This is a genomic window from Litorimonas taeanensis (assembly GCF_003634015.1).
In the GTDB taxonomy this organism is placed as follows: domain Bacteria; phylum Pseudomonadota; class Alphaproteobacteria; order Caulobacterales; family Maricaulaceae; genus Litorimonas; species Litorimonas taeanensis.
Genome location: NZ_RBII01000002.1, coordinates 954153 through 977412 on the forward strand (window position 1 = coordinate 954153; position 23260 = coordinate 977412).

Annotated in this window: 13 protein-coding genes and 1 pseudogene; 12 read left to right on the forward strand and 2 right to left on the reverse strand. The window is 44.8% G+C overall.

What is annotated here, in order from left to right; translation table 11 throughout:
• The first annotated feature begins 57 nt into the window (after positions 1-57).
• On the forward strand, positions 58-903 hold the full coding sequence (locus tag DES40_RS12480; RefSeq protein ID WP_121102656.1) for an enoyl-CoA hydratase/isomerase family protein: 846 nt from the start codon (positions 58-60) through the stop codon (positions 901-903).
• A gap of 332 nt (positions 904-1235) precedes the next feature.
• The gene (locus DES40_RS12485) at positions 1236-4376 is read left to right on the forward strand and encodes a PAN/Apple domain-containing protein (protein WP_121102658.1); all 3141 of its coding nucleotides are present in this window, start codon (positions 1236-1238) and stop codon (positions 4374-4376) included.
• Between the two features lie 143 nt (positions 4377-4519).
• On the opposite strand, the gene DES40_RS12490 is transcribed toward DES40_RS12485, so the two are convergent.
• Positions 4520-5113, reverse strand: a complete 594-nt coding sequence (locus tag DES40_RS12490) for a TetR/AcrR family transcriptional regulator (RefSeq protein ID WP_121102990.1) — start codon at positions 5111-5113, stop codon at positions 4520-4522.
• A 132-nt stretch (positions 5114-5245) separates the two neighbouring features.
• Here DES40_RS12490 and DES40_RS12495 point away from each other — a divergent pair, with 132 nt between their 5' ends.
• Positions 5246-5767, forward strand: coding sequence for a YkgB family protein (locus DES40_RS12495; RefSeq protein ID WP_121102660.1), 522 nt, complete (start codon positions 5246-5248; stop codon positions 5765-5767).
• Positions 5768-6554: 787 nt separating this feature from the next.
• On the opposite strand, the pseudogene DES40_RS12505 reads toward DES40_RS12495, so the two are convergent.
• Positions 6555-7256: pseudogene (locus tag DES40_RS12505) on the reverse strand (IS6 family transposase).
• 517 nt (positions 7257-7773) lie between these two features.
• Here DES40_RS12505 and DES40_RS12510 point away from each other — a divergent pair.
• From DES40_RS12510 to DES40_RS12550, 9 genes are all read left to right on the forward strand, one after another.
• Positions 7774-8907 carry a site-specific integrase gene (locus DES40_RS12510; protein ID WP_121102664.1) on the forward strand — a complete coding sequence of 378 codons (1134 nt, stop codon included), beginning with the start codon at positions 7774-7776 and terminating at the stop codon, positions 8905-8907.
• A gap of 243 nt (positions 8908-9150) precedes the next feature.
• Positions 9151-9807 carry a HEPN domain-containing protein gene (locus DES40_RS12515; protein WP_121102991.1) on the forward strand — a complete coding sequence of 219 codons (657 nt, stop codon included), beginning with the start codon at positions 9151-9153 and terminating at the stop codon, positions 9805-9807.
• 52 nt (positions 9808-9859) lie between these two features.
• A complete protein-coding gene (locus DES40_RS12520; protein WP_121102666.1) occupies positions 9860-13126 on the forward strand; it encodes a helicase-related protein in 3267 nt (1088 codons plus the stop codon).
• On the forward strand, positions 13127-13777 hold the full coding sequence (locus DES40_RS12525; protein ID WP_147405911.1) for a DUF4391 domain-containing protein: 651 nt from the start codon (positions 13127-13129) through the stop codon (positions 13775-13777).
• Between the two features lie 280 nt (positions 13778-14057).
• A complete protein-coding gene (locus DES40_RS12530) occupies positions 14058-14711 on the forward strand; it encodes a hypothetical protein (protein WP_147405912.1) in 654 nt (217 codons plus the stop codon).
• Between the two features lie 9 nt (positions 14712-14720).
• On the forward strand, positions 14721-16598 hold the full coding sequence (locus tag DES40_RS12535; RefSeq protein ID WP_233345628.1) for a site-specific DNA-methyltransferase: 1878 nt from the start codon (positions 14721-14723) through the stop codon (positions 16596-16598).
• Positions 16599-16603: 5 nt separating this feature from the next.
• Positions 16604-19726, forward strand: a complete 3123-nt coding sequence (locus tag DES40_RS12540; protein WP_121102671.1) for a type III restriction-modification system endonuclease — start codon at positions 16604-16606, stop codon at positions 19724-19726.
• A 24-nt stretch (positions 19727-19750) separates the two neighbouring features.
• Positions 19751-21949, forward strand: coding sequence for an AAA family ATPase (locus tag DES40_RS12545; RefSeq protein WP_121102673.1), 2199 nt, complete (start codon positions 19751-19753; stop codon positions 21947-21949).
• A gap of 29 nt (positions 21950-21978) precedes the next feature.
• Complete coding sequence (locus DES40_RS12550) at positions 21979-23250, forward strand: McrC family protein (protein WP_147405913.1); 1272 nt, start codon at positions 21979-21981, stop codon at positions 23248-23250.
• Positions 23251-23260 lie beyond the last annotated feature (10 nt).

Here is a 23260-nt window from a genome sequence, read left to right on the forward strand (position 1 = left end):
TTAACCCCGCGCTTTCGAGCGTGCTCTCTCACTGTGTCCAAAACAAAGGAAAATAAAATGAAATATGAAGGCTTTACAACATTCGCGGTCGATCAAGTCGACGCCATCATGACGGTGACTTTTGACTTCGGAACTGTCAATCTTCAAGGGCAGGAAATGCTTGCCGATTTGAACAGCTTAGCCATGCGTCTCGAACGCGACAGACAGACAAAGGTCGTTATCTTTCAATCTGCCAATCCTGAAATCTGGGTTTGCCATTATGATACCGAACTCCTTAAGGATATGTCCAATGAAGCGGTCTCTAGAGCGGATGCAAAGTTATTGGACCTGCAAACCATTTGTGAGCGAATAAGCAAAGTGCCACAGGCCACAATTGCTAAACTCGAAGGATTCGCCAGAGGTGGTGGTCATGAGCTAGCACTTGCGCTCGACATGCGTTTTGCCGCGCGCGGTAAGTACAAGTTTATGCAAATGGAAGTCGGTATGGGTATCTTGCCGTGCGGCGGCGGAGCCTCACGTATGGCGCGACAAACGGGACTTGGGAAAGCTCTAGAGATTATCCTTAGTGCACAAGACTATGATGCTGATGATGCCGAACGTCTTGGCACAATTAATAAAGCATTAGAGCCCGATGAAATCGGTGACTATGTCGATGCTCTTGCAAAGCGCATCGCGCAATTTCCAGCCGAGTCCATTAATGCCTGTAAGCAGATGGTTTATGAGAGCATAGATAAACCCATTGAAGAGGCATTAAAAGCCGAAGCCTACTGGTTGTATCAGGCCACAAGCAAGACGCCTGCCCTCAAACGCTTTCGTTTAGCGGATGAACAAAGTCTTGAGCATGACATTGAAAACCAGCGTAATTGGGGCAAACTTGTTATGGATGTTCAAGATATCAATTAATTACGATTGAAATTTAGCAGATTCATGAGCTTGCAAGCAGAGAGATTGTAATCTTCATGGGCACTGAGTCGGGCATAGGCCTGTGAAGATTACGCAAGTCAAATCACTGCGTAATAAATTTATAAATTAAATCATGGCTTCGTATATTCATGTGGCATGGTCTCCTTAAATTTAGTGGTGTTCCCTAATGATGACAAAGATGCTATAAGAACTGAGATTGTTTATCTGTTGTGGTGGTCAGTGGGGCCCGCCAAAGTATACGCACAAGCCCTTTTGAGCTCTGCGAGGCATTTGGCATATTCAATACGGATTGCAATCGGGGGCGATCCATCATGCTAAAGTTTCTATCAAGACGTAAAAAGTTATCACTGAGCACAGCGGGGGTGTCGCTAATGGCGGCAGGCATGGCCTTTGGCTATGCGGGCGAGGACATATTAAGCGGAGCCCCCTTTCATCATTTCGATATTTCCCTTCGAGCGCTAGCGGGCGATAATGCCATTAAAGGCCGCACTGGTGGTGATACATTTCCGGGAATAGGCTTTAGTCCAGCAGCCGCAACAGCGATTGGTTGGCACGCAGATTACATTGATAGCTATCTATATAGTCCTATTTGGTGGGCGGAAGGTTTTTCAGATGCGGGTGGTTTGGCAGACAAGGACAACCGATTAAAAGCCTCATTGGCTCAGTTTCATCACCTAGAACGCTTGCATTTTGATGACCTTTTTACCGTCAGTGGTGTCGAAGATACTTGGAGACGCTATGGAGGGGGCACATTGGCCGGACTCGAATGGGCGGCTTCGCAAAATGACGTAGCGGCTGCCTATAATATTTTGGGGGTTTCGGTTCACGCTGTACAGGATTTCTATTCGCATTCGAGTTTTATTTCGACAGAGGCCAATCGAAATAAAACTTGGCAATGTTCAACGCCCTCTCAACGCCGTAATAATCTCTATACAGGGGCCTATGAGACACCAGAACGGGCGGCGCAGCACCATCATGGGAAGGTGTCTTTAGAGTGTTCTGTCTTCAGGACAGCGCAATATAAGCAGATGGAAGATTTTGCTGATATCGCCTGTAGTGGTGTCTCTCCTTATAATCAGTCAACCTTTTGTATTTCATATAGGCAATGCCCCACGGGGAACACAAACCTCGATGTTCAATCCGTTGCGGGAAGAATACCTAGTGCGCTGGTCCTTAATCCAAAAGGCATTGCGCTCGATTCATCATACCTTGCAAAGCCTGGTGGGATTACGCGTGGACTTTTGAATGATAACGGTCGTTTTATTACGGGGAAATCAAATAATTTTGTTAGTTTAGAACAGTGTGACCTAATCTCTAATTTTGGCGTGTCCTGTGATGAAGGCGCTGCGCATGCACAGTCTTGTCCTGTTGAGACCACGCGAAGTTGTGCATCAGACCATGAGCGTATCTTTGCAACATCAAAATTATTAGCCACTGAATCCACAGCGCAATGGGTTAAGTCCATTGATGGATATATGTCCGTTCAACATCCCTCTTTTTGGAACAGAGTTAGATCGGGCCAAACGAAGGATGTCAGTTTGAAAAGCCGTACCCAGCAATTTGAAGATTTCTCCCAAATGCCTTTTCAGTTTCTTTCGGCGGGGCCTTACCCCGTCAATAACCCAAGGCTTGGGACTCACACATTTGAGAAAAGCGCGGATGGTTGGTATTTACGTCTCCGTCTAAAAACGGCTGATAAGCAAGGGGCGGGGACAGACGCGGATATTATCGCCTCGGTCAAATCCTCTGCTGGGACTCAAGATTTCACTTTAGATTATATGCCCATAGGGTCGAATGCCTCGACATCTTTGGCGCTTACGTCTGTGCAAAGTGACACTCCAATGGGGCGCGCCCTAGCATATAATGATTTCGAGCGCGGTGATAATGATGTTTATACTATTGGTCCGATTAAGGGGGCGCCCATATCACTGACATTGAAAAGTAAGGCGGCCACAACGGGCGATGCCGTCGAGGCCGTGTTTAATGATGTCGGCGAAAAAATTAAAAATTTTTTCGACCCTTCAAAACTTGCCGTAAATTTTGGGTCAATAGAAGATGTCGTGGGTAATGATGTCAAAACTATCAATTTTTCTGAGCTGAGAGGGGCGTCGAATAAAACCTATACGCTGGTTGGTGATGGAAAAAGTGAAGGCAAATATAGCATATCCGTGAAGATAACGGATAAAGGCACATCTGGATTAGATAATCAGACTAAGGCTGCTGGCCATAGAAATTTCGAAATTGTGCCCCAATCTCTTAAAGTCATCAGAGAATCTGATGTGGACGGGTTTCTGAGCGACAGTGATGAACCTTTTGCATTTGGATCATTCACCGCATTCAATGGGAGTTTGACTCAGCAAGAACAATTCGTTCATTTTCCTGTGAAAATCAGGGTGCGGCCACAGCTTAAAGATCAATCTTTTTCTTATAAAATGGACCCCGTAAATGACGGGATGGATAGCGGTGATGTGAAATCACTGACTTGGCCAACATTGACTGCGACGTTGGCGCCAAACGGAGCCGTCGTTCTGGCCGCTGCGTTTTTTGAGAGTGACGAAGAAACGGATGCGGATAGAAACCGAAGCTTCAATAATTTTGTTACAGGTGTCGAAAAGGCAGAGCCTGCGCCTTTTTCAAAAAGCTTATCGACAATTGGCAGCGCAGCTGGCTCTGAATGGGCATTGGCTGAAATTGATGTTTATGGGTTTTATCGTAGTGATGTGGTCAAAACCAAATCACTTTATTCGTCGCGCCAAGGCTGGACAATTCCAGGCAATGGCACACGAACTTTTCGGTTAAATACATCCGCCCCACGGACGATAGGACGTGTTGATGATATCTTTAAGTGGACAAAGGGTTCTATCAGTACTTTGTCTGGCGGGGCAGAAATTTGCGGAGGGCCACAAAGCGCCCAATTTAGTCAGAATGAGAACACTGTATCCGATCAATTTTCTCGTACAGAGAATGCAGCCCTGAGCGGTTACAACGACAAAACATTTAACAATTACACAGTTGCTCAGTGTCAATCCGCCTGTCTGAATGAAAAGAGTTTCTATTGTAAATCTTTTGATTACGGCAAGGAGACAGGTCGTTGTGATTTGAGCAAGAATGACGCTTCTGGAAAGACCTCTCTAAAAAGAGATTATCCTGGAAACCCTTATGATCATTATAAAAGAGTTTCTAAGGCGTCTCAGGCAGCCATAGCGGAGAAATTCTCTCATACGCGAAATGCTGCTTTAAGCGGATATAATCATAAATCCTTCTCAAATTATACAGTCGCGCAATGTCAAAGCGCATGTGTGAATGAAGACAGTTTTTATTGCAAATCTATCGATTACAATAAGAATACGGGACAGTGCGACCTAAGTAAAAATGATGCGTCGGCTGGTCTTAGTTTAAGCACAGACTATCCTGGGAACCCTTATGACCATTATAAGAGACTATCAAAATAGACGGGGTTGTCTTTCATTTGGCTGAAAGGCGCGCATATGATGGGTTCAGACTCGGTTATCAGAATGCGTACTCTGCTCAGTGTCTGTGCTCTCCGTTCTGTGCTCAGAGTTCTGTGTTCAGTGCTCTGTGCGGTTTCCACGGCCTATTTTATCAACGCTAAGGCGCCGTCTTTGGCGTCTTTCATTATATCAATATCTTCACGTGATCGCGACATGATCCGAAGGCCCGAATAAACCGACAGCATCATTTGCGCTGTTTGTTGAATACGTTTTTCTGGCCATTCTGGCCGAATTTCATATATCGCGCTTGATAAGGCCGCACTGAGTTTTCTAAAACTTCTTTGTACCAAAGCCCGCGTTTCTTCATCTGAGGAAGCGCGATCTGCAGATGAGTTGCAGAGGAAGCAGCCTTTATTGGGGGCGTTCACAGACATGTTCTTTATGGGGGCTGAGAGAAACTCATCTAGCCGCGAGATAGGGTCATCTGTTGATTTCAAAGAAGTAACAGCGGAGTCCACATAAATTTTCTCATATCTTTCGAGTGATTTTAGATAAAGATTATGTTTGCTTTCAAAGGCTTTATATATGCTCCCTTTGGTGAGGCCAGTTGCTGTCAGAATGTCTTTCAATCCTGTGCCTTCATAACCTTGCTTCCAGAACAATTTCATGACGGCATCAAGTACGTCTTCTTCAACAAATTCTCGGGGCCGCCCGACCGGTTGCGAGGGTTTTTTCATATCACGCGTTTGTGAATTCATAATTATTGACCAATCGGTTCCTATTGTCTATATCAACTTCACCGCAGCCAGAAGGCTGCTTAATTTATAACTAAATATAGACCAGTTGGTCTATAAATCAAGGACTACATCATGACTTCGACTGCAACACTTTCTAATAATAAAATTGCTGGATATTCTGCTGGCCAAATTAATGCGCTTGGAGACCGTATAAGTAAAATCGGTTTGCACTCACTTCGTTTTACTGGTGCCGCTGTCTTAGGTTGGATTGGCGCAATGAAATTTACGGCCTATGAAGCGGGTGCTATAGAAGGCCTCGTCGCCTCTAGCCCGCTTACTTCTTGGCTCTATAGTGTGTTCAGTCTTCAAGGGGCGTCTAATTTAATCGGCACGATTGAAATTTCTTTGGCAATTATAATCGCCTTAGGGGCAAAATTCCCAAAATTGGCCCTTGTCGGTGCACTCGGGGCGTTAGCGACTTTCCTTGTCACATCGAGCTACCTTCTGACAGCCCCTGTTTGGGAAGCCAGTCTTGGCGGGTTTCCTGCGCTCTCTGTCGTGCCCGGGCAGTTTTTGCTCAAAGATATTGTTTTATTGGCAAGCGCGATTTTTCTCACGGGTGACGCGCTTAAGCGAGTGGCGCGCTCTGCGTAATTAAACTTTTGATCAAACTCATATGGCTAGCTTGATACTATTCGGGTGTCAGGTCGGATGTCAGGCGATGCGCCTGCCTAAGCTCGCTACACAAGCGGAGGCAGGCGCGTTAGGCCCGCCTCTGGCCGACGAGGGAAAAGGCAGAGCTTTCATTAATTGTGATGTCAATGCCGCCTTTTGGGAATGACTGAGAACGCATACTTATGGGATTAGTAGGACGGCATGTGCATACAATTAGTATTAGGCACATTTTCATCAGTAAGCATTATGCTGGACGCGTGATAAGACATTGGGGCGGTATTCTAGAACGGCCCGATAGGGCTGGTAGATAGATTGATTACCTGCCTCTGTGGATAGTCAATGTCTAGATAGAAATGGCTGTTAATATGACGAATGAATCTACCTTGCAAAAGTTGGAAAGTATTAATCAACGGATATGGGATATCATTTCAGATCTACATGATGATGTAAGTATCGAAAAAAAATCTATTAAGAATAGCCTAATAAGGACAAGCGGCGACCTCTGTGTAGAGTTAATAATACCTCTAGAAAAAGCTATTACTAAAGACAAAGTTGACTGATAACATTTGGAAATGTGACGAATGTCTTGATGCGGAAACCGTGATTAGTGGCGCTTTAGGATCTGCCGTCGGATTTTCGGCCCATTTGAAAGAAAAGATGGAAAGCTTGGTTTGCGGGCGGAGGCCCTTCAGGGGATAAGACATCTCAGTTTAGTAGACTTTGTCACGTTAACTGTGTCGAATGAGTTCTTCCGCATTCTGCATTCTTACGAGCACAATGATGCCATCGCTAAGTTCCATTCTAAGTTTGCCTGATGTTTGAACTTTCGAAGTGTTGATCGGGAGATGAGGTGGCGTCGGTGATTGAATAGGTTGTAGATTTGACCGTGGGCCGAGAGTAGTTTTTGAGCGTTCTTCACCGACCTGAATTTTTGTGATTTTCGTTATCTTCGCCGGATAGGAACGTGTGAGTATTCTGCGCGATTATTGTTTCTTCCTCCCACGTCTTGCAAATGTTTCATGCCCAGTTCCTTTAGTGCTGCGTCATATGATCCGAGTTTATCTGTAACGATGCGCTCTGGCTAGACGCCTTGGTTTCTAAGGAGTTTCCGTAGCAAACGTGTAGCTGCTTTTGCATTACTCCTTCGTTGAACAACAACATCCAGAACCGTTCCCTCGTTATCGACGGCTCGCCAAAGGTAAACCATCTTTCCACCAATCTTTGCATAGACTTCGTCCAAATGCCAAACAGGAGAGGGGTCTTCAGACCGACACTTTATGCGCTTTGCATAAGTCGACCCAAACTTATCGACCCATCTACGTATCGTTTCGTAAGATAATTCAACTCCGCGTTCGGCCATGAGTTCTTCCACGTCCCGGAAGCTGAGGTTGAACCGGAAATACATCCAAACAGCACGTCGAATAATGTCCGAATGGAAGCGATGGCGAGAATAGATTGAGGTTGTCATCGCGTATGCTTAGCAGAATGTCTGAAAATTGATATTAATGTGACAAAGCCAATCAATGTGCGGTCGTCTATTTGCCTGACTGCTTTGGGCACGCGCCGCACATAATGCCATATATCACCGCGTAACCGTAGGTATTGGTCGGGCCGTCTAATCGCTTTCATCCTGCCATCTCCTGCGTCCGCCTTTTGTAAGGCAAGAAGTGAGGCAAATCACGCGAGTTACCGTGTGGAAAGTACAGGGAAGAGGGATTTTCCGAGACTTTTCAGAGGCATACGCAACTTGCTATGATAGGAAAATGGTGCCCCCACACGGACTCGAACCGCGGACCCCCTGATTACAAATCAAAAAAAACAGTTCTCTCCACATCACTCATTTTCACTGCGCGTCACTAAGTGACTGTATTCATTATATAAAATTAGTGCTATTGTTCATCCGCGTACACAGGGGTTCTTTCTGAAACCTCTGCAATTGGTCCCTATTTGGACCCTTGAATTTGAGAGTGGAGGGTGGAGCTATTATGGCGAAGGGCAAAATTACATCTCGGAGTGTCAGTGCTTTCAAGGGTGAAGCAGGTAAAGATCTGTATCTTTGGGACACAGAAGTCAAAGGTTTTGGATTGCGGGTGCAGCCTTCCGGTCGTCGATCTTATATCTATAAGTTCAGAACGCCAGACGGCCGCAGACGAAACAGGAAGATAGGTTCCCCTGAGACACTTACAGCCGAGGCCGCTCGTAAAACGGTTCAGGGTATGGTAGCGAATGTCACTCTTGGAAAAACAATTGTAGAAGACCGCCCCAAGAAAAAAGCGATCACGATGCGAAAGCTATGTGATATGTATCTAGAGGATTATGCTCGGTTACACAAAAAGCCACGCAGTATTGAAGATGACGCGCGATATATCGAAAAGGAGATTAAGCCGCTACTGGGCTCAAAGAGTCTCTCGGAAATTCGCAGTAAGGATATTGTGAGAATTCACAGCTCAATGAGCGCAAAACCCGTGAAGGCAAATCGCTTGCTCGCCTTGCTATCTAAAATGTTCAACCTTGCTGAAGAGTGGGAGCTAAGAGATGCAAATACGAACCCCACTCAGCATATCAGAAAGTATAAAGAAACGCCTAGGGAAAGGTATCTGTCACAGGACGAAATAGTCTCTCTTGAGCAGACTTTGTCAAAAGCACAAAAAGAACACTTGGTGTCTCATTCGGTTATTCATGCGATAAGAGTTTTACTGATGACAGGAGCAAGACTTCAAGAAGTTTTGACCATGAAGTGGGAATATGTCGATATCGAAAATGGCAAGATCAATTTACCGGATTCCAAGTCGGGAAAGAAAACAATATGGTTGAGTGACAAAGCGCGGGATTATATCGAGGCCATTCCGTACAAGCGTGGTAACCCATATATATTTGTCGGACAAAGAAGTGGCTCGCCTTTGGTAAATTTGCAAAAGCCGTGGAGAAAGCTACGTGCAATGGCGGGCATTGACGATGTGAGAATTCATGATTTGCGTCATACCTATGCAAGTTTAGCGGTATCACAAAACTTGTCACTTCCGATTGTTGGGAAGCTTCTGGGTCATAAGAGCATCAAGTCAACTGAACGATATGCCCATCTCTATGACGACGTTATGCGGGATGCAGCGAATTTTTAGTTTAAGATTCGTTCAAAGAAATATGAATTTAGTGGTCTCGTACAAATCCATGTAAGTTGTATTTTTTACTATGCAATTTAACTGGGCAGACTAACTCTCACAAGCTAAACTCACTTTATGGATGAGTCGCAAGCTTATTTTTAAGCCCTTTAAAGTTGAGTGCGTGTTCAGTAATCATTCATTAACTAAGACTATATCCTACAATCTTGCTTTTGGGAGGGAGTTCAATTGGTGGGGCAAACATTGACATTTAGTGTTCTTAAAGCTCGGCATAGAGAAATACGAACTTCAAAGGATTATCCCGAAGCTCTCTCTTTAAGGGTGCATCGCGCTTTATCCTGGCTCAAACCTGCTGAAATTGAAGATGACTGCGATATAAAATTCATTCTCTATTGGATTGCATTTAACGCGGCATACGCCAAAACTGTACCCGAGCACGACGCTTCATCTGAGAAAGACCAAATGAAATCATTCTTCGACCGACTGGTGAAGCTAGATGCAAGCAAGGTTATCTATAAATCAATTTGGTCCGAATTTTCGGGGTCGGTTCGCATTCTCCTCGAAAACAAATACGTCTTTGCTCCGTTCTGGCGCTATCAGCAAGAAGTGGTATCGAAGAGCGAATGGGAGATGTGGTTTGCTGCATCCAGAAAGCTCACGCAAAAATCGTTCATGAAACAAGATACAGTCAGCGTGCTATCCAGCTTGTTTCCACGTATATACACGCTCAGAAATCAAATTATTCACGGCGGTGCAACATGGCAAAGTGGAGTTAACCGTGACCAAGTCCGAGATTGCATGCGAATATTGGAAACACTCGTTCCCGTTTTCATTAGCCTGATGATGGAAGACATTCATGGTGATTGGGATATGCCTGCCTATCCTGTAGTGAGCGCGTGAGGTGTTGTTGCATTCAGCTCTTGTATTCAGTCATTTTTATTGAGGGAGCATTTTGCGAACGCTTGACAACATAAACGATCTCTTTGGGGACGATCTCAAAGGCAGAATAAAAAAAGGTTCCAAACTGCAAATCGCGGCGTCCTGCTTTTCTATCTATGCTTATGAGGCCTTGAAAAAGGAGCTAGAGAAGGTCGACGCGTTGGAGTTTATTTTTACGGCTCCAACTTTCGTTCCAAATGAGCAATCCGACAAAATCAGGAAAGAACGACGGGAATTTTCTATTCCAAAACGCGACCGCGAACGTGGCCTTTACGGGACGGAGTTTGAAATCAGGCTCAAAAACCAGCTTACCCAAAAAGCTATCGCCAAGGAATGCGCAGACTGGATAAGGCGGAAAGCGCGATTTAAATCCAATACAACCTCTGCGCCTATGCAACAATTCGCGTGCATACCTGGAAATGATGCGATGGCTTATATGCCAATTCAGGGCTTCACGGCTGTAGACCTTGGGTATGAGCAAGGCAATGCGGTTTCTAACATGGTCAACTGCTTGAATGAGCCGACTATGGCGAAAACATTTCTCGATTTGTTCGAGAATATCTGGCGTGACCCTACAAAGCTTCAGGATGTCACGGAACAGCTCTGCAATCACATTGAAAATATCTATCAGGAAAACGCGCCAGATAAAGTCTATTTCCTAATCTTATATAATATTTTCAATGAGTTTCTTGAAGACTTAAGTGAAGACGTCCTTCCCAATGACCTGACTGGATATCAAGACAGCGTGGTTTGGAATACACTTTACAATTTTCAGAAAGACGCGGCTGTTGGTCTCATCAATAAGCTTGAGACTTATAATGGCTGTATACTCGCCGACAGTGTTGGTCTGGGTAAAACTTTTACTGCTCTTGGAGTTATCAAATATTACGAGCTACGTAACAAGGCTGTACTTGTCCTTTGCCCGAAAAAACTCGCGGGAAATTGGCAGACCTATAACAGCAATCTAAAAACAAATATTCTAGCCAAGGACCGCCTAAATTACGACATCCTTTGCCACACGGACCTTAGCCGAACGAGTGGTGAAAGTCTTGGACTTCCGCTCAATCAGGTCAATTGGGGTAATTACGATCTGGTCGTTATCGATGAGTCTCATAATTTCAGGAATAATGAAGCGCTCAAAGAGAAAGAGACACGATATCAAAAACTGATGCGTATGGTTATTCGAGAAGGCGTCATGACCAAAGTCCTTATGCTCTCAGCTACACCGGTGAATAATCGTTTCACGGATCTACGCAATCAATTGGCTCTGGCCTATGAAGGAGAATCCTCCACGCTTTCTAAAAAGCTCGGAACTGAACGACCCATTGAAGACATTTTCAAACGGGCGCAGGCCGTTTTTAATGACTGGTCAAAACTGCCTACAGAAGAGCGCACGGCGGAACTTATCCTAGAGCGCCTTGATTTTGATTTTTTCAAACTTCTCGATAGCGTCACTATCGCTCGGTCTCGCAAACACATCACAACGTATTATGATACGGCAGATATTGGCGATTTCCCGAATAGACGACAGCCTGTTTCACATCGTTGTAAGCTGACCAGCCGCACGGATGTCATGAGCTTCAACGAAATCTACACGGACCTCAGGCAGGTCAAAATGTCAGTCTACGCGCCAATCAGCTATGTCCTGCCGAGCCGTCTCAAAAAATATGAAGAGATGTACGACACTGAAGTTCGCGAAGGCAAAGGCCGCCTCACGCAAATGGACCGCGAAAAGGCTTTGCAAAGCTTGATGACTGTAAATTTGCTTAAGCGTCTTGAGAGTTCTGTCCACGCGTTTCGGCTGACACTCGAAAAGCTCAATAACTTTTATCTCTCAACGCTTGAGAAAATTGCCGCTTACGAAGCCACTGGTAAAATGGAGTCTATCGATAATATAATCGATGACCTTGATCCAGATGATGATGAGCTCCCGACACCTGAAGAACAATTGATTGGTGGAAAAATTAAAATAGATCTTGCCGATATCGACCTGCCGAGCTGGAAACACGAGCTCCAAGGCGACCAGCATCTTCTTTCACATCTCTTGCTGGAAATGGAAAAGGTCAGCCCTGAAGACGACTTCAAACTTCAGCACTTGATTCAAAGCGTTAAAGACAAAATCTTGGACCCGTTCAATCCGGGCAATAAAAAGGCGCTTATATTTACGGCCTTCTCTGACACTGCAGATTATCTGTATAAACATCTCTCTGCAGAAGTGACGGATCAGTTCCAGCTCCATTCAGCCTGCGTAACCGGCGGATCAGGCAATCCGAAATCGACATTGGGAACATCTTATGACTTTCAGGAAGTCATGACATTATTTTCGCCGCGTTCCAAAAAGAAAGACCTTATACTTGAAAATGAACCGCGCGAGATTGACGTACTGGTCGGTACGGATTGCATCTCCGAAGGACAAAATCTTCAAGATTGCGACATCGTCATCAACTACGATATTCATTGGAACCCTGTGCGAATTATCCAACGCTTTGGTCGGGTTGACCGAATAGGTTCCACAAATACGGATATACAGCTGGTCAATTACTGGCCGGATATTTCACTTGATGAATATATCAATCTTAAAGACCGTGTAGAGTCGCGCATGGTTATCGCCGATGTCTCAGCGACGGGGGATGATAATGTCCTCTCTGCTAAAGCCAATGACACAGAATACCGTAAAGAACAGCTTCGCCGCCTTCAGGACGAAGTCATTGAGCTAGAAGATTTGAAGACTGGCGTATCAATCACTGATCTCGGTCTAAATGACTTTCGAATGGACCTGGTCCGCTATCTCAAAGATCATCCCGATATTCCTAAACTACCCAATGGAATTCATACAGTTGTCACTGCGGCACCCGAAAAAGGGCTCGTCCCGGGCGTTATTTTCGCTATGAAAAACATCAAGGCGACAACACCGGATATTGGTGGCCATAACAGGCTCCATCCATTTTATCTGGTCTATATCGGGCATGATGGAGAAATCATCGCCGAGCACTCTCGGGCAAAACACTTACTCGATTTGGCCAGAGCGGCATGTAAACCTTATCCAGAGCCGATTGCAAAGGTCGTGGAGCATTTCAACAAAAACACCAAAGATGGCCGTAATATGCAGGCCTATTCAGACCTTCTAGATAGTGCCATCAAGTCTATGATCAATGTCAAAGAGGACAAGGACATTGACAGCCTCTTTACTGGAGCGCGCACAACCGCGCTTCTCGACTCCATAGCTGGTCTGGATGACTTTGAACTGTTGGGTTTTATTGTTGTATATGGTGAGACTTAATTGAGTGCCCTCTTCGCATATCCAAAGCGAGCGAAGTTTGACCGTATGGTCTCCAAGACCAAGCTGTTTTCATATGAGAAAGCAACACCGCGTATTCGAGACCTATTCTCCGACCAAGTGGAGCAAGTGCGTTGGATTTATAAACTAGCCCCTGAAACGATCAATCTAATGGCCTCAAAAAATGTGCCTGAAATTCAAATTTTTAACCTTAGGCTTAAAGGTGAAGAATTGGATGATGATGTTCTCAGACATATAGACAAAGCCATTGCCTTTCCGATAATTTTTGAATTGGCATATGGCGACAATCGTAAAGCTGTCGCTTCGCCAAAATGGCAGGGCGGCAAGCCAGGCAAACATTATTATGCCTCTAACTGGGTGGCTGAACAGAGCGAGAGGCAAGTCTTACCCGTCGCCACAAATCTAGAGGGACTTTACAGCCAGCTATTACAAAGCTTGATGCCCTATAAGGGACGTGACTATGAAGGTCTATTCGAGCTTAATGCCCGCATTGAAGAGATAAGATCACTCGAGAAAAGATGCGAGTCCCTTCGCTCTAAGATAGGCAAAGAGAAACAATTTAATCGTCGAGTGGAATTTAATCGGGAACTTAAGAAAACGTCCGAACATCTTTCGGAGTTGATCCATGGTTAGATATGTATGGTGGTGCGAACATGAACGGCTTTGTGCTTCGGGTGTTATAACGAGCGTACGGGGTCACTTTAAAGGTCTACAGAATGCTCTTCCTGATATCCGAAAGCGCTATGATTTTGCTAAGCTGGTTGCTGAAAAAGGATCCAATTGGGGCGATCAATTCATAACACGTGGCGCCCCGTGCCCACAATGTGACAGGCCAACTTATTATTATTCACGAGAGAAACATGAGCATGCATGGTTTGATAGGGTTGGCTATAAATGGGTTACGCATAAATGCATGTCGGATATCATTACGGAATGCCAACCCGCAAAAGCTGCCCAAAAATACACCCCAAGGGCTATCCCTGAGAGACGTCCTTTAATATTAGTGCGCAAGAAGAAAAAAGCACATATAGCGCAAAATTTGAAAATCATTGAAGAGCAAAAGCGCAGCCCAATTCAGACCAATTATATTTGTCCTGACTGCAATAGTGCGGTTTATAAGTTTCAGTCTTCAAATGGCAGACAAGCTTTATTTGATACTTTGGAACCAACTTGGTCAAAGCATGCTTGCCTTACTTCCAATACGGAGCCAGTAGGAGCATCGTCAGAACAAACAAATATAAAACTTGCCGATTTAAAGAGCATTTTTGAAAAACCCGGCACCACTCCAGAGATTGGCTCGACCCTAGAAAATATGACGCAGCTTGGCCTACCTCATGTCTTGTGCAAGGTAATGAAAATTACGCGCTATCAGAAAGGTTTTCGAATACGCCTAAACCCTCTGGCTCTCCCCAAGGTTGACATCGTTATTTTTGGTCGTTTTTTAGAAAACCAGATAAATGGTTTGAATTTCGTGTATCTTAAAGAGAATCATATCAAGTTTCTTTCGCTTCACAGCCTTTTGCCAATTGAAGCTGAAATAGAATATCATGACGTCAGACAAATGTAGGACCCTCCCGTGGACAATAAACAAAATATAGAAAAACTGGATATGACGACGCCCAATATCACTGATGCCAATGTCGCGCGGATTGCAGAACTGTTTCCGAATGTCGTGACCGAGGGCCGGGATGAAAATGGCAAGCTCACCCATGTCGTCGATTTTGATGCGCTGAAGCAGGAGCTCTCTGATTCTATCGTTGAAGGACCGCAAGAACGCTATCGTCTGGATTGGCCCGGCAAACGCGAAGCTATGCTGGCGGCCAATACGCCGATTACGAAAACTTTGCGCCCGGTCCGCGAGGAGAGTGTGGATTTCGACACCACCAAAAACCTGTTTATCGAAGGCGATAATCTGGACGCGCTCAAACTCTTGCAGGAAACCTATTTGGGCAAGGTCAAGATGATCTATATCGATCCGCCCTATAATACGGGTAAGGATTTTATCTATAAGGATAATTTTACAGGCGATAAGCAGGACTATCTTGAGGATAGCGGACAGGTGGATGAAGAGGGCGGGAAATTAGTCGCCAACCCTGAAAGCAATGGTCGCTATCACTCTGATTGGCTTTCAATGATGTATCCGCGTTTGAAGCTTGCGCGGAACTTACTAAGGGATGATGGCAATTTCTTGATTAGCCTAGATGAAAATGAAATAAACAACGCCAGAATTATTCTTGACGAAATATTTGGAAAAACTAATTTTGTAGGAACAATAGCTTGGGAGTCAAAAACTAAGTCTCAAAATACCCAAGGCGCATATAATAAGCTACAGCCAAAAGTAGAGTATATTCTCCTCTATACTAGGGCATCGGGAAGAAGATTTAATCTGAGAGTTGCAGGGGAGAAGGCTTATCCCGAAATTGATGAAAAAGGTAAATATCGACTGCACAGACAGGAAGCAATGAGCGCCCAAGGAATACGAGGTCGCGAAACGATGATATACGACATGCTAGAGATATCTCCCCCAGAAGGACGACAATGGCAAGTCGGGAAAGAAACCTATGAGAAGTTTTTATCACGCGATGATGTTTTTTTAGATGGACAAACACCGGTGTTTAAGATGCGCCCCGGTGACGAAAGAGGCTCTATAACAGAACCGTTTTGGGGTTTTTTTTCAAAAGATTGCGGAACAGCGGAAAGTGCGAAAAAAGAACTCTCAGGTCTCTTAGATGGAAAAATTCATGCATTTGATACTGTGAAACCGACTCAAATCCTTAGCGACTTAATCTTTCACTGCACCAAACAAGGAGACATAGTTTTAGATTTCTTTGCGGGTTCGGGATCAACTCACAATGCATCGTTTGTCGAGTCTACGCGATCTGGAGAAAGAACAGTAATTAGTGTTCAGCTTGGGAATGCATCAACAAATGTTGAATTAAAAGAGGCCAGCGATTTTGACGACGTTTCTCAATTATCCAAAGAACGCATTCGCCAAGCGGGTAAGAAAGTTTTGGAAGAAAATTCTGACCAAGCTGGGACGTTGGACGTAGGTTTCCGTGTCCTAAAAATCGACAGTTCTAATATGAATGATGTCTATTATGCGCCGGGCGAGCTTGAACAAGGCAGTCTCTTGGATGCTGTGGAACACATTAAGCCTGACCGTACAGCTGAAGATCTTTTGTTTCAGGTCATGTTAGATTGGGGTGTGGATTTGGCACTGCCCATTACACTAGAGGTGATTGACGGTAAAACCGTTTATTGGGTGGGCGAGGATAATCTGGCCGCCTGTTTTGATCTGAAAATCACCGAAAACATCATAAAAGCTATGGCAGAACGAAAGCCTCTTAGGGCTGTTTTCCGAGATGATGGGTTTGGATCTGATGATATGAAAATCAATGCCGGACAGCTTTTTGCGCAAATGACAGATGGTCATACGGACATGAAAGTTATCTAGGCCTTATGACCCGTCAGATATTCAAACATATGGCCTATCAGGGCGAGGCGGTGGACGCTGTCGTCGACTGCTTTGAAGGCCAGCCACGCGAGAGCGGGTTTCGTTATCGCATGGATCCGGGCCTCATAAAAAAGGGCGAGCGCCTGCGGCAAGACTATGAGCTGGAAGCTTTGCGGAACACTGAAATCCGCCTCACTGAAGGCGATGTATTAAAAAACATCAATGGGGTTCAACAACGCGGCATTGCCAAAAACCGCGCTATGACCCGCGAGGGCGCTCTACGCGATGCCTATGGTAAGGACTGGTTTAATGGCGGGAAGCTCGCCGCGCCTAAAATCTGCGGGATTAATCTGGATGTAGAGATGGAGACAGGCACGGGTAAAACCTATGTCTATATTAAAACCATTTTTGAGCTGAATAAGCGCTATGGCTGGAGCAAATTCATCGTCATGGTGCCGAGCATCGCTATTCGTGAGGGCGTCTATAAAACCTTCTCTGACACGGCTGATCACTTCCAAAGCGATTATGAGACGAAAGCCAATGTCTTTATCTATAATTCGCGGCATCTGGATAAGCTGGAAAGTTTCAGCTCCAATGCCGGCATTCAGGTCATGGTTATCAATACGCAGGCTTTTAATGCGACTGGCAAGGATGCCCGCCGTATTTTTATGGAACTGGATGAGTTTCAATCACGTCGACCGATAGATGTGATCGCCGCCAACCGTCCCATTCTTATTTTGGACGAACCGCAAAAGATGGAGGGAACAAAGACGGTTGAAAGCCTAGCGAAGTTTAATCCACTTTTCACTCTGCGTTACTCTGCAACCCACAAAACGGTTCATAATCTGGTGCACCGCCTTGATGCGCTTGATGCCTATAACAAAAAGTTGGTCAAGAAGATTGCCGTGCGCGGGATAACTGTCCGTCACTTGCCGGGGACGAGTGATTATCTCTATGCGGAGCAAATCCGTGTCTCCACGACTAGGCCACCGCAGGTGCGCTTACGTATTGAGAGTAAAACCGCTAGCGGAACCGTAAAACGAAAATCTATCTGGGGCGATAAAGGCACGAACCTTTCAGATGCTTCTGGCGGGATTGGTGCGTATGGGGATTATGTCATTTCGGATATTCGCGCGGATCGGAACGAGGTACATTTCACGGCAAAGGACCCAATAAAGGTCGGACAGGTTTATGGCGATGTCACCGAAGATACACTGCGCCGCATTCAGATACGCGAAACTATCCGCGCCCATTTGGAGAAAGAAAAGCGACTATTTTCTCAAGGTATAAAAGTGCTTTCTCTATTCTTTATAGACAGTGTCGCTAAATATCGCATTTACGGGGATGAAGGCGCAACGGGCGGTGAATATGCCCATATCTTCGAAGAAGAGTATAAACGCGCCGTGGATGAATTAGGTGTTTTAGATGACCCCGACTATATGGCTTATTTGGCCCGTGATGAGGCTTCGCAAATCCATCAGGGTTATTTTTCTGTCGATAAGAAAGGTAAGCTCAAAGACCCGAAGGAAGCAAAAAAGGGGGAGTTTGCAGGCCATGCTATGGGCGAAGATGCGTCTGATGCCTACGAGCTTATCCTGAAGGATAAGGCACGGCTTTTATCTATCGAGGAGCCTGTACGTTTTATCTTCTCTCATTCGGCTCTGCGCGAAGGCTGGGACAATCCTAATGTCTTCCAGATTTGCACGCTCAAACAAAGCAGCAATGATATTTCAAGGCGTCAAGAAGTCGGGCGGGGTCTACGAATTTGCGTTAACAAATTAGGCGACCGCATGGATGACCCGGCTATTGTCCACACTATCAATGTCCTTACCGTTATCGCCAGTGAGAGCTATGAAGACTTTGTCGACGGCTTTCAGAAGGAAACTCGGGAGAGCCTTAAGGCGCGGCCCAAACAAGCGAATGAAGCTTATTTCAAAGGCAAGATATTTGAAATTGAGGGCGGTGATAATGTGCTGGTTGATGAGGCCATGGCCCGCGCGCTTTATCGCTACCTCATCAAGAATGATTATACGGATGATAATGATCATCTCAATGAGACCTATCAAACCGATAAAGAGAATGGAACTTTGGCGGCCTTACCGGAGACAATTGAGCCTTATGCAGTACAGGCCTTTGCTCTAATCGATAGCGTACTGTCGGATGCCAGCCTGCCATCAATTGATGACGACCTGGCCAAGCTGGAAAACAAGCGCCACGAGGATAACTTCGCTAAAAAAGAATTTCAGAAGCTCTGGAAAACTATCAATCGCAAAGCGGTCTATCTGGTGGATTTCGATACGGATGAGTTGATCGCTAATTGCATAAAGGCCATCGATAAAAATGTTCGTGTCGTTGCAACAACCTATACCGTCAAAAAAGGCGAGCAAAGAGATAGCTTCTCAGCAGATGACCTTCAGAGCGGTCAAAGTTTTGGAAATGAAGTGCGTGAAGATCAAGCCGCATTTGGTGAAAAATCGTTAGGGCTTTCCAATGTACGATATGACCTCGTCGGAGATATATCAAAGAAAACCGCTCTAACACGCAAAACTGTAGGTCGGATTTTGCAAGGAATTAGCACTGCTGTTTTTAGCACATACAGGGACAATCCTGAGATGTTCATCTCAGAAGTGTCCAAAGTCGTTGATGACGAAAAGGCCACGGCAGTTGTCGAGCATATCAGTTATAACCTTCTCGATGAAACATTCAGTGACGCTGATATTTTTACTAAATCCACAATCATACCTGACGGATTGAAACGTGCAAAACCTGCTAAGAAACATGTCTATGAATATGTAATCAGCGACTCTGGTACAGAGCGAAAATTCTCAGGTGAGCTCGATGCAAGTGGAGACGTCGTTGTCTACGCCAAGCTTCCAGGCGGCTTTTATATTCCTACGCCTGTTGGCAATTATAATCCCGATTGGGCCATCGCTTTTGAAGAGAACGCCGTAAAACATATCTATTTCGTCGCTGAAACAAAAGGTTCAATGCGCTCTATGGATTTGCGCCAAAAAGAACTTGGGAAAATAGATTGTGCCCGAAAATTTTTCGCGAAGATGCAGTCCCCAAAGATACAATACGACGTGGTCGACAGCTTTGATAAGTTAATTGATGTTGTGCGGAAATAAGACGCGAGTGGGGAGAATATAGACATGGTTTCGAAGGCCAACAGGTATGAATTGTGGGATGAATTTCTTGAAGCATGGCCTGTTGAGGCTGTAGAGACCCTCACTTTAACTCAGTATACAAGTAGTGCGGATGACAGATTAGGTGATAATCCTGAATACCCTTTTACCTATTGGTTGGAGTCCATAACTAATGATCTCGGGTCTATATGGGGTGGGTCTGCTTTCAAATTTGGCATTTTCAAAAGAGCTAAAAAAGAAGAGAAAACAGCAGATAAATCACGGTCCTACTCAGACGATTATGGTTGGTATGCCAAATTTGGGGACGACCCAGAAACAGCTTTTAAAAATGTTAAATCTGCGATTTTGGAAATTATAAAGAATGTAAAAAATGGCCGTCTGGACTTAATTGATAAGTCGCCCATTGGTGACGTCGTTTCCTGGAAAGTAGCTTTTTTATATCAGGATCGTAACAAGCCAATAGTTGTTCCGATTTATGCGGCACGTTCAATTCGTGATACCCATCCAAACATTAAACCGAGCACGCCACTTAGCCGATGCCATGAGATTTTGATAGGTGAAAGAAATGGTGTCGACATTTTCGATTACTATGATCAGCTATTACAACATAGCGAAGCTCATGACGAGGACTCTAAAGAACAGCTAAAGATTACTATAAACAGCTATCCTAAGAACCTCATATTATATGGCCCTCCTGGGACAGGCAAAACATGGACAAGTTCAGAAATTGCAGTGAAAATTTGTGATGGACAGGCTCCCGTTGATCGTGGTGCTCTGATGGATCGTTATAGAGACTTGGTTAAATCAGGACGTATAGCCTTTACAACATTTCACCAATCAATGGGTTATGAAGAATTTGTGGAGGGCTTACGGCCGGTCACAGATGGAGACACAGATGAAGGGGCATCTAGTGGGGGCTTTCGTCTTGTCGCACGCAATGGCTTGTTTCGTAATATTTGCGCTCTTGCTAAGCAAAGTGGAACCCATAACTCAAAAATTGACATTAACCTTGATAAGCATGCGATCTTTAAGATGTCGCTTGGGAACGCAAAGACCGAACCGCATATTTATGCTGCATCATTAAAAAAGGATTGCATAACTCTTGGATATGGAGGGCAGTTTGATTGGTCTGATCCTAAATTCAATAAGTATGACAAAGTAAAAGCTCAATGGGATTCTCTTGGCGTAAATGGGCAAGATATGACGAGTGGGATAAGGGAGTTTCGCAAGTTTCGGTGTGACATGTCTATTGGCGATATTGTAATAGTCTCTGATGGGAATTCTGCCTTTCGCGCAATAGGGCAAATAATTGGTAATTACGAATATGCAGAACCTAGTGACGATGGGGAAGACCCTTTCGATGAAGGTAATTATTACCATCACCGAAGAAAAGTAAAATGGCTGAAGATTTTAGAAGAGTCATTGCCTGTAGAAAACATTAAGTCGGGAAAGTTCACCCAATCGAGTTGCTACCGACTAGATAAATTACAAATAAATTTTGACGTTCTTGAGCGCTTAATCTCTGCTGGCGAGACAGGTAAGTCCAATCTCGCTAATAATGAAGTGCAAAATTATGTTCTTATTATTGATGAAATAAACCGCGCTAATATATCAAAAGTTTTTGGTGAACTAATTACGCTTCTTGAGCCCGATAAACGAATTGGTTCAGGGCCTAATGCTCTACAAGTCACTCTGCCGTATTCCAGAGACAAATTCGGTGTGCCACAAAACCTTTATATCGTTGGAACGATGAACACAGCGGATCGTTCAATTGCGCTTTTGGATACAGCGTTACGGCGGAGGTTTAGTTTTAAAGAAATGATGCCGCGCTATGATATTCCCCCGATTGATAGAAAGGTCGAAGGCATTCATCTAGGAAAATTTCTGAAAGCAATTAATGCCCGTATAGAATGGATGTTCGACAGGGATCATCAAATTGGTCACAGCTTTCTAACAAGCGTTCAGACTCAAGACGATTTAGACCAAGTAATGCGCGACAAAATAATACCCCTACTTACGGAGTACTTTTATGAAGATTGGGAAAAAGTATGTGTCGCGCTGAATGATAAAGGCAATCAGTTTATAAAGAAGAAAAAACTTATTGCTCCAACAATGCAAGGCTCTGAGGAAGAAGAAAGATTTCGTTACAAAGTTAAAGTTAAGCCCTTTCCTTTAGAGGCTTATAAAACGGTTTATCAATCGTGAGAACGCTGACGATCTTTGAGCACGCTTATGTGAGTATTTCTGATAAACCTGCCGAGGGGCGTCTGATGCAAGCGGACGTCGAGGCATTAGACCTCGCTCAAAAATCCATGGGAGCGAATGCTTTTGCGTGGGACGGACGCAACAGGATAAAAGCATCGCAATTTGTGGGTATCATTGCCGCACCCGGAATCAGGCTTGAAATTCTGCCAAAGATTGACAAAAGTGAAAATATAGAGACACGCGGCACATTGATAAAAATGATTGCTGCGGCACTATCTATTCCAATTTATGACGGTGATATAACGCCTCTCAATTCTCAAGACCAGGATTTTCTTGAAATCCTTGTACTTGTATTTGCGCGCCGATTAGCAAGCGAAGTTCGAAAAGGACTGACCCGTAATTATAAACGGCAGACTGATGATTTGGCACGACTGCGGGGCAAATTGGATGTGACGCGTCAGTTCACAAAATTCGCGGCTACGCCTCAAATTCTTGCTTGCGAATTTGATGAGTTTAGCGCTGATAATGCGCTGAACAGGCTCTTGGCGTGCGCGACGTCTCTCTTGATGAGAAAGACTAATGTTGCCACCACTCAGCGTCTCCTAGCGGAAATTGATGCTCACTTCGCCGAGGTTTCGCCAGTGACAGTTCAGCAGGCACTCCAAGAACCGATAATCCTGGATCGCAAAAACCAAAGATGGAGTGTGTGCGAGAAACTCGCGAGGTTACTTCTGCAATCTTTGTATCAAACAGTTCATGGTGGGAAGCGCGAGGGTGTGGCCCTGCTCTTTGATATGAATAAACTGTTTGAAGCTTATGTAACTCGCCTTGCGCAAAAGACCTTGAGACCGATGGGTTACACTGTTTGGACCCAAAAACCGCAAAAAGCCTTAGTGCATGACAAGGAAGGGCGACGCGCCTTCATCACCAAACCTGATATCTATGTGAAGGGGCATGGCGAAGTAATAATAATTGATACTAAATGGAAGACGCTCGATTTCTCAAAAGGAAACTTTGGTATTTCGCAAGCTGACGCGTACCAAATGCATGGATATGCAAGAGTCTATGATGCCACAAAAACTATTCTGCTCTACCCACAAATGCATGATAAATCGGGTGCATTCGCAAGTTGGACCTTTGAGAATTCGGATACCCAATTACAAGTGGCTACAATCGATATTCTAGACGAAACAAAAATGGCGGAAAGCTTATTGTCGATAGTCCAGCTGCAAGGCAATTCGCTTAGTGGGACCGAAATCTCGCAAAGGTACGATCACGCTAGTTTAGCTGCGCAGGTATAAGCAAAGTGTA

Coding starts and splice junctions, on each gene's coding strand:
- DES40_RS12480 (WP_121102656.1), top strand. CDS start 58: ATGAAATATGAAGGCTTTACAACATTCGCGGTCGATCAAGTCGACGCC.
- DES40_RS12485 (WP_121102658.1), top strand. CDS start 1,236: ATGCTAAAGTTTCTATCAAGACGTAAAAAGTTATCACTGAGCACAGCG.
- DES40_RS12490 (WP_121102990.1), bottom strand. CDS start 5,113: ATGAAAAAACCCTCGCAACCGGTCGGGCGGCCCCGAGAATTTGTTGAA.
- DES40_RS12495 (WP_121102660.1), top strand. CDS start 5,246: ATGACTTCGACTGCAACACTTTCTAATAATAAAATTGCTGGATATTCT.
- DES40_RS12510 (WP_121102664.1), top strand. CDS start 7,774: ATGGCGAAGGGCAAAATTACATCTCGGAGTGTCAGTGCTTTCAAGGGT.
- DES40_RS12530 (WP_147405912.1), top strand. CDS start 14,058: ATGTCGGATATCATTACGGAATGCCAACCCGCAAAAGCTGCCCAAAAA.
- DES40_RS12540 (WP_121102671.1), top strand. CDS start 16,604: ATGACCCGTCAGATATTCAAACATATGGCCTATCAGGGCGAGGCGGTG.
- DES40_RS12545 (WP_121102673.1), top strand. CDS start 19,751: ATGGTTTCGAAGGCCAACAGGTATGAATTGTGGGATGAATTTCTTGAA.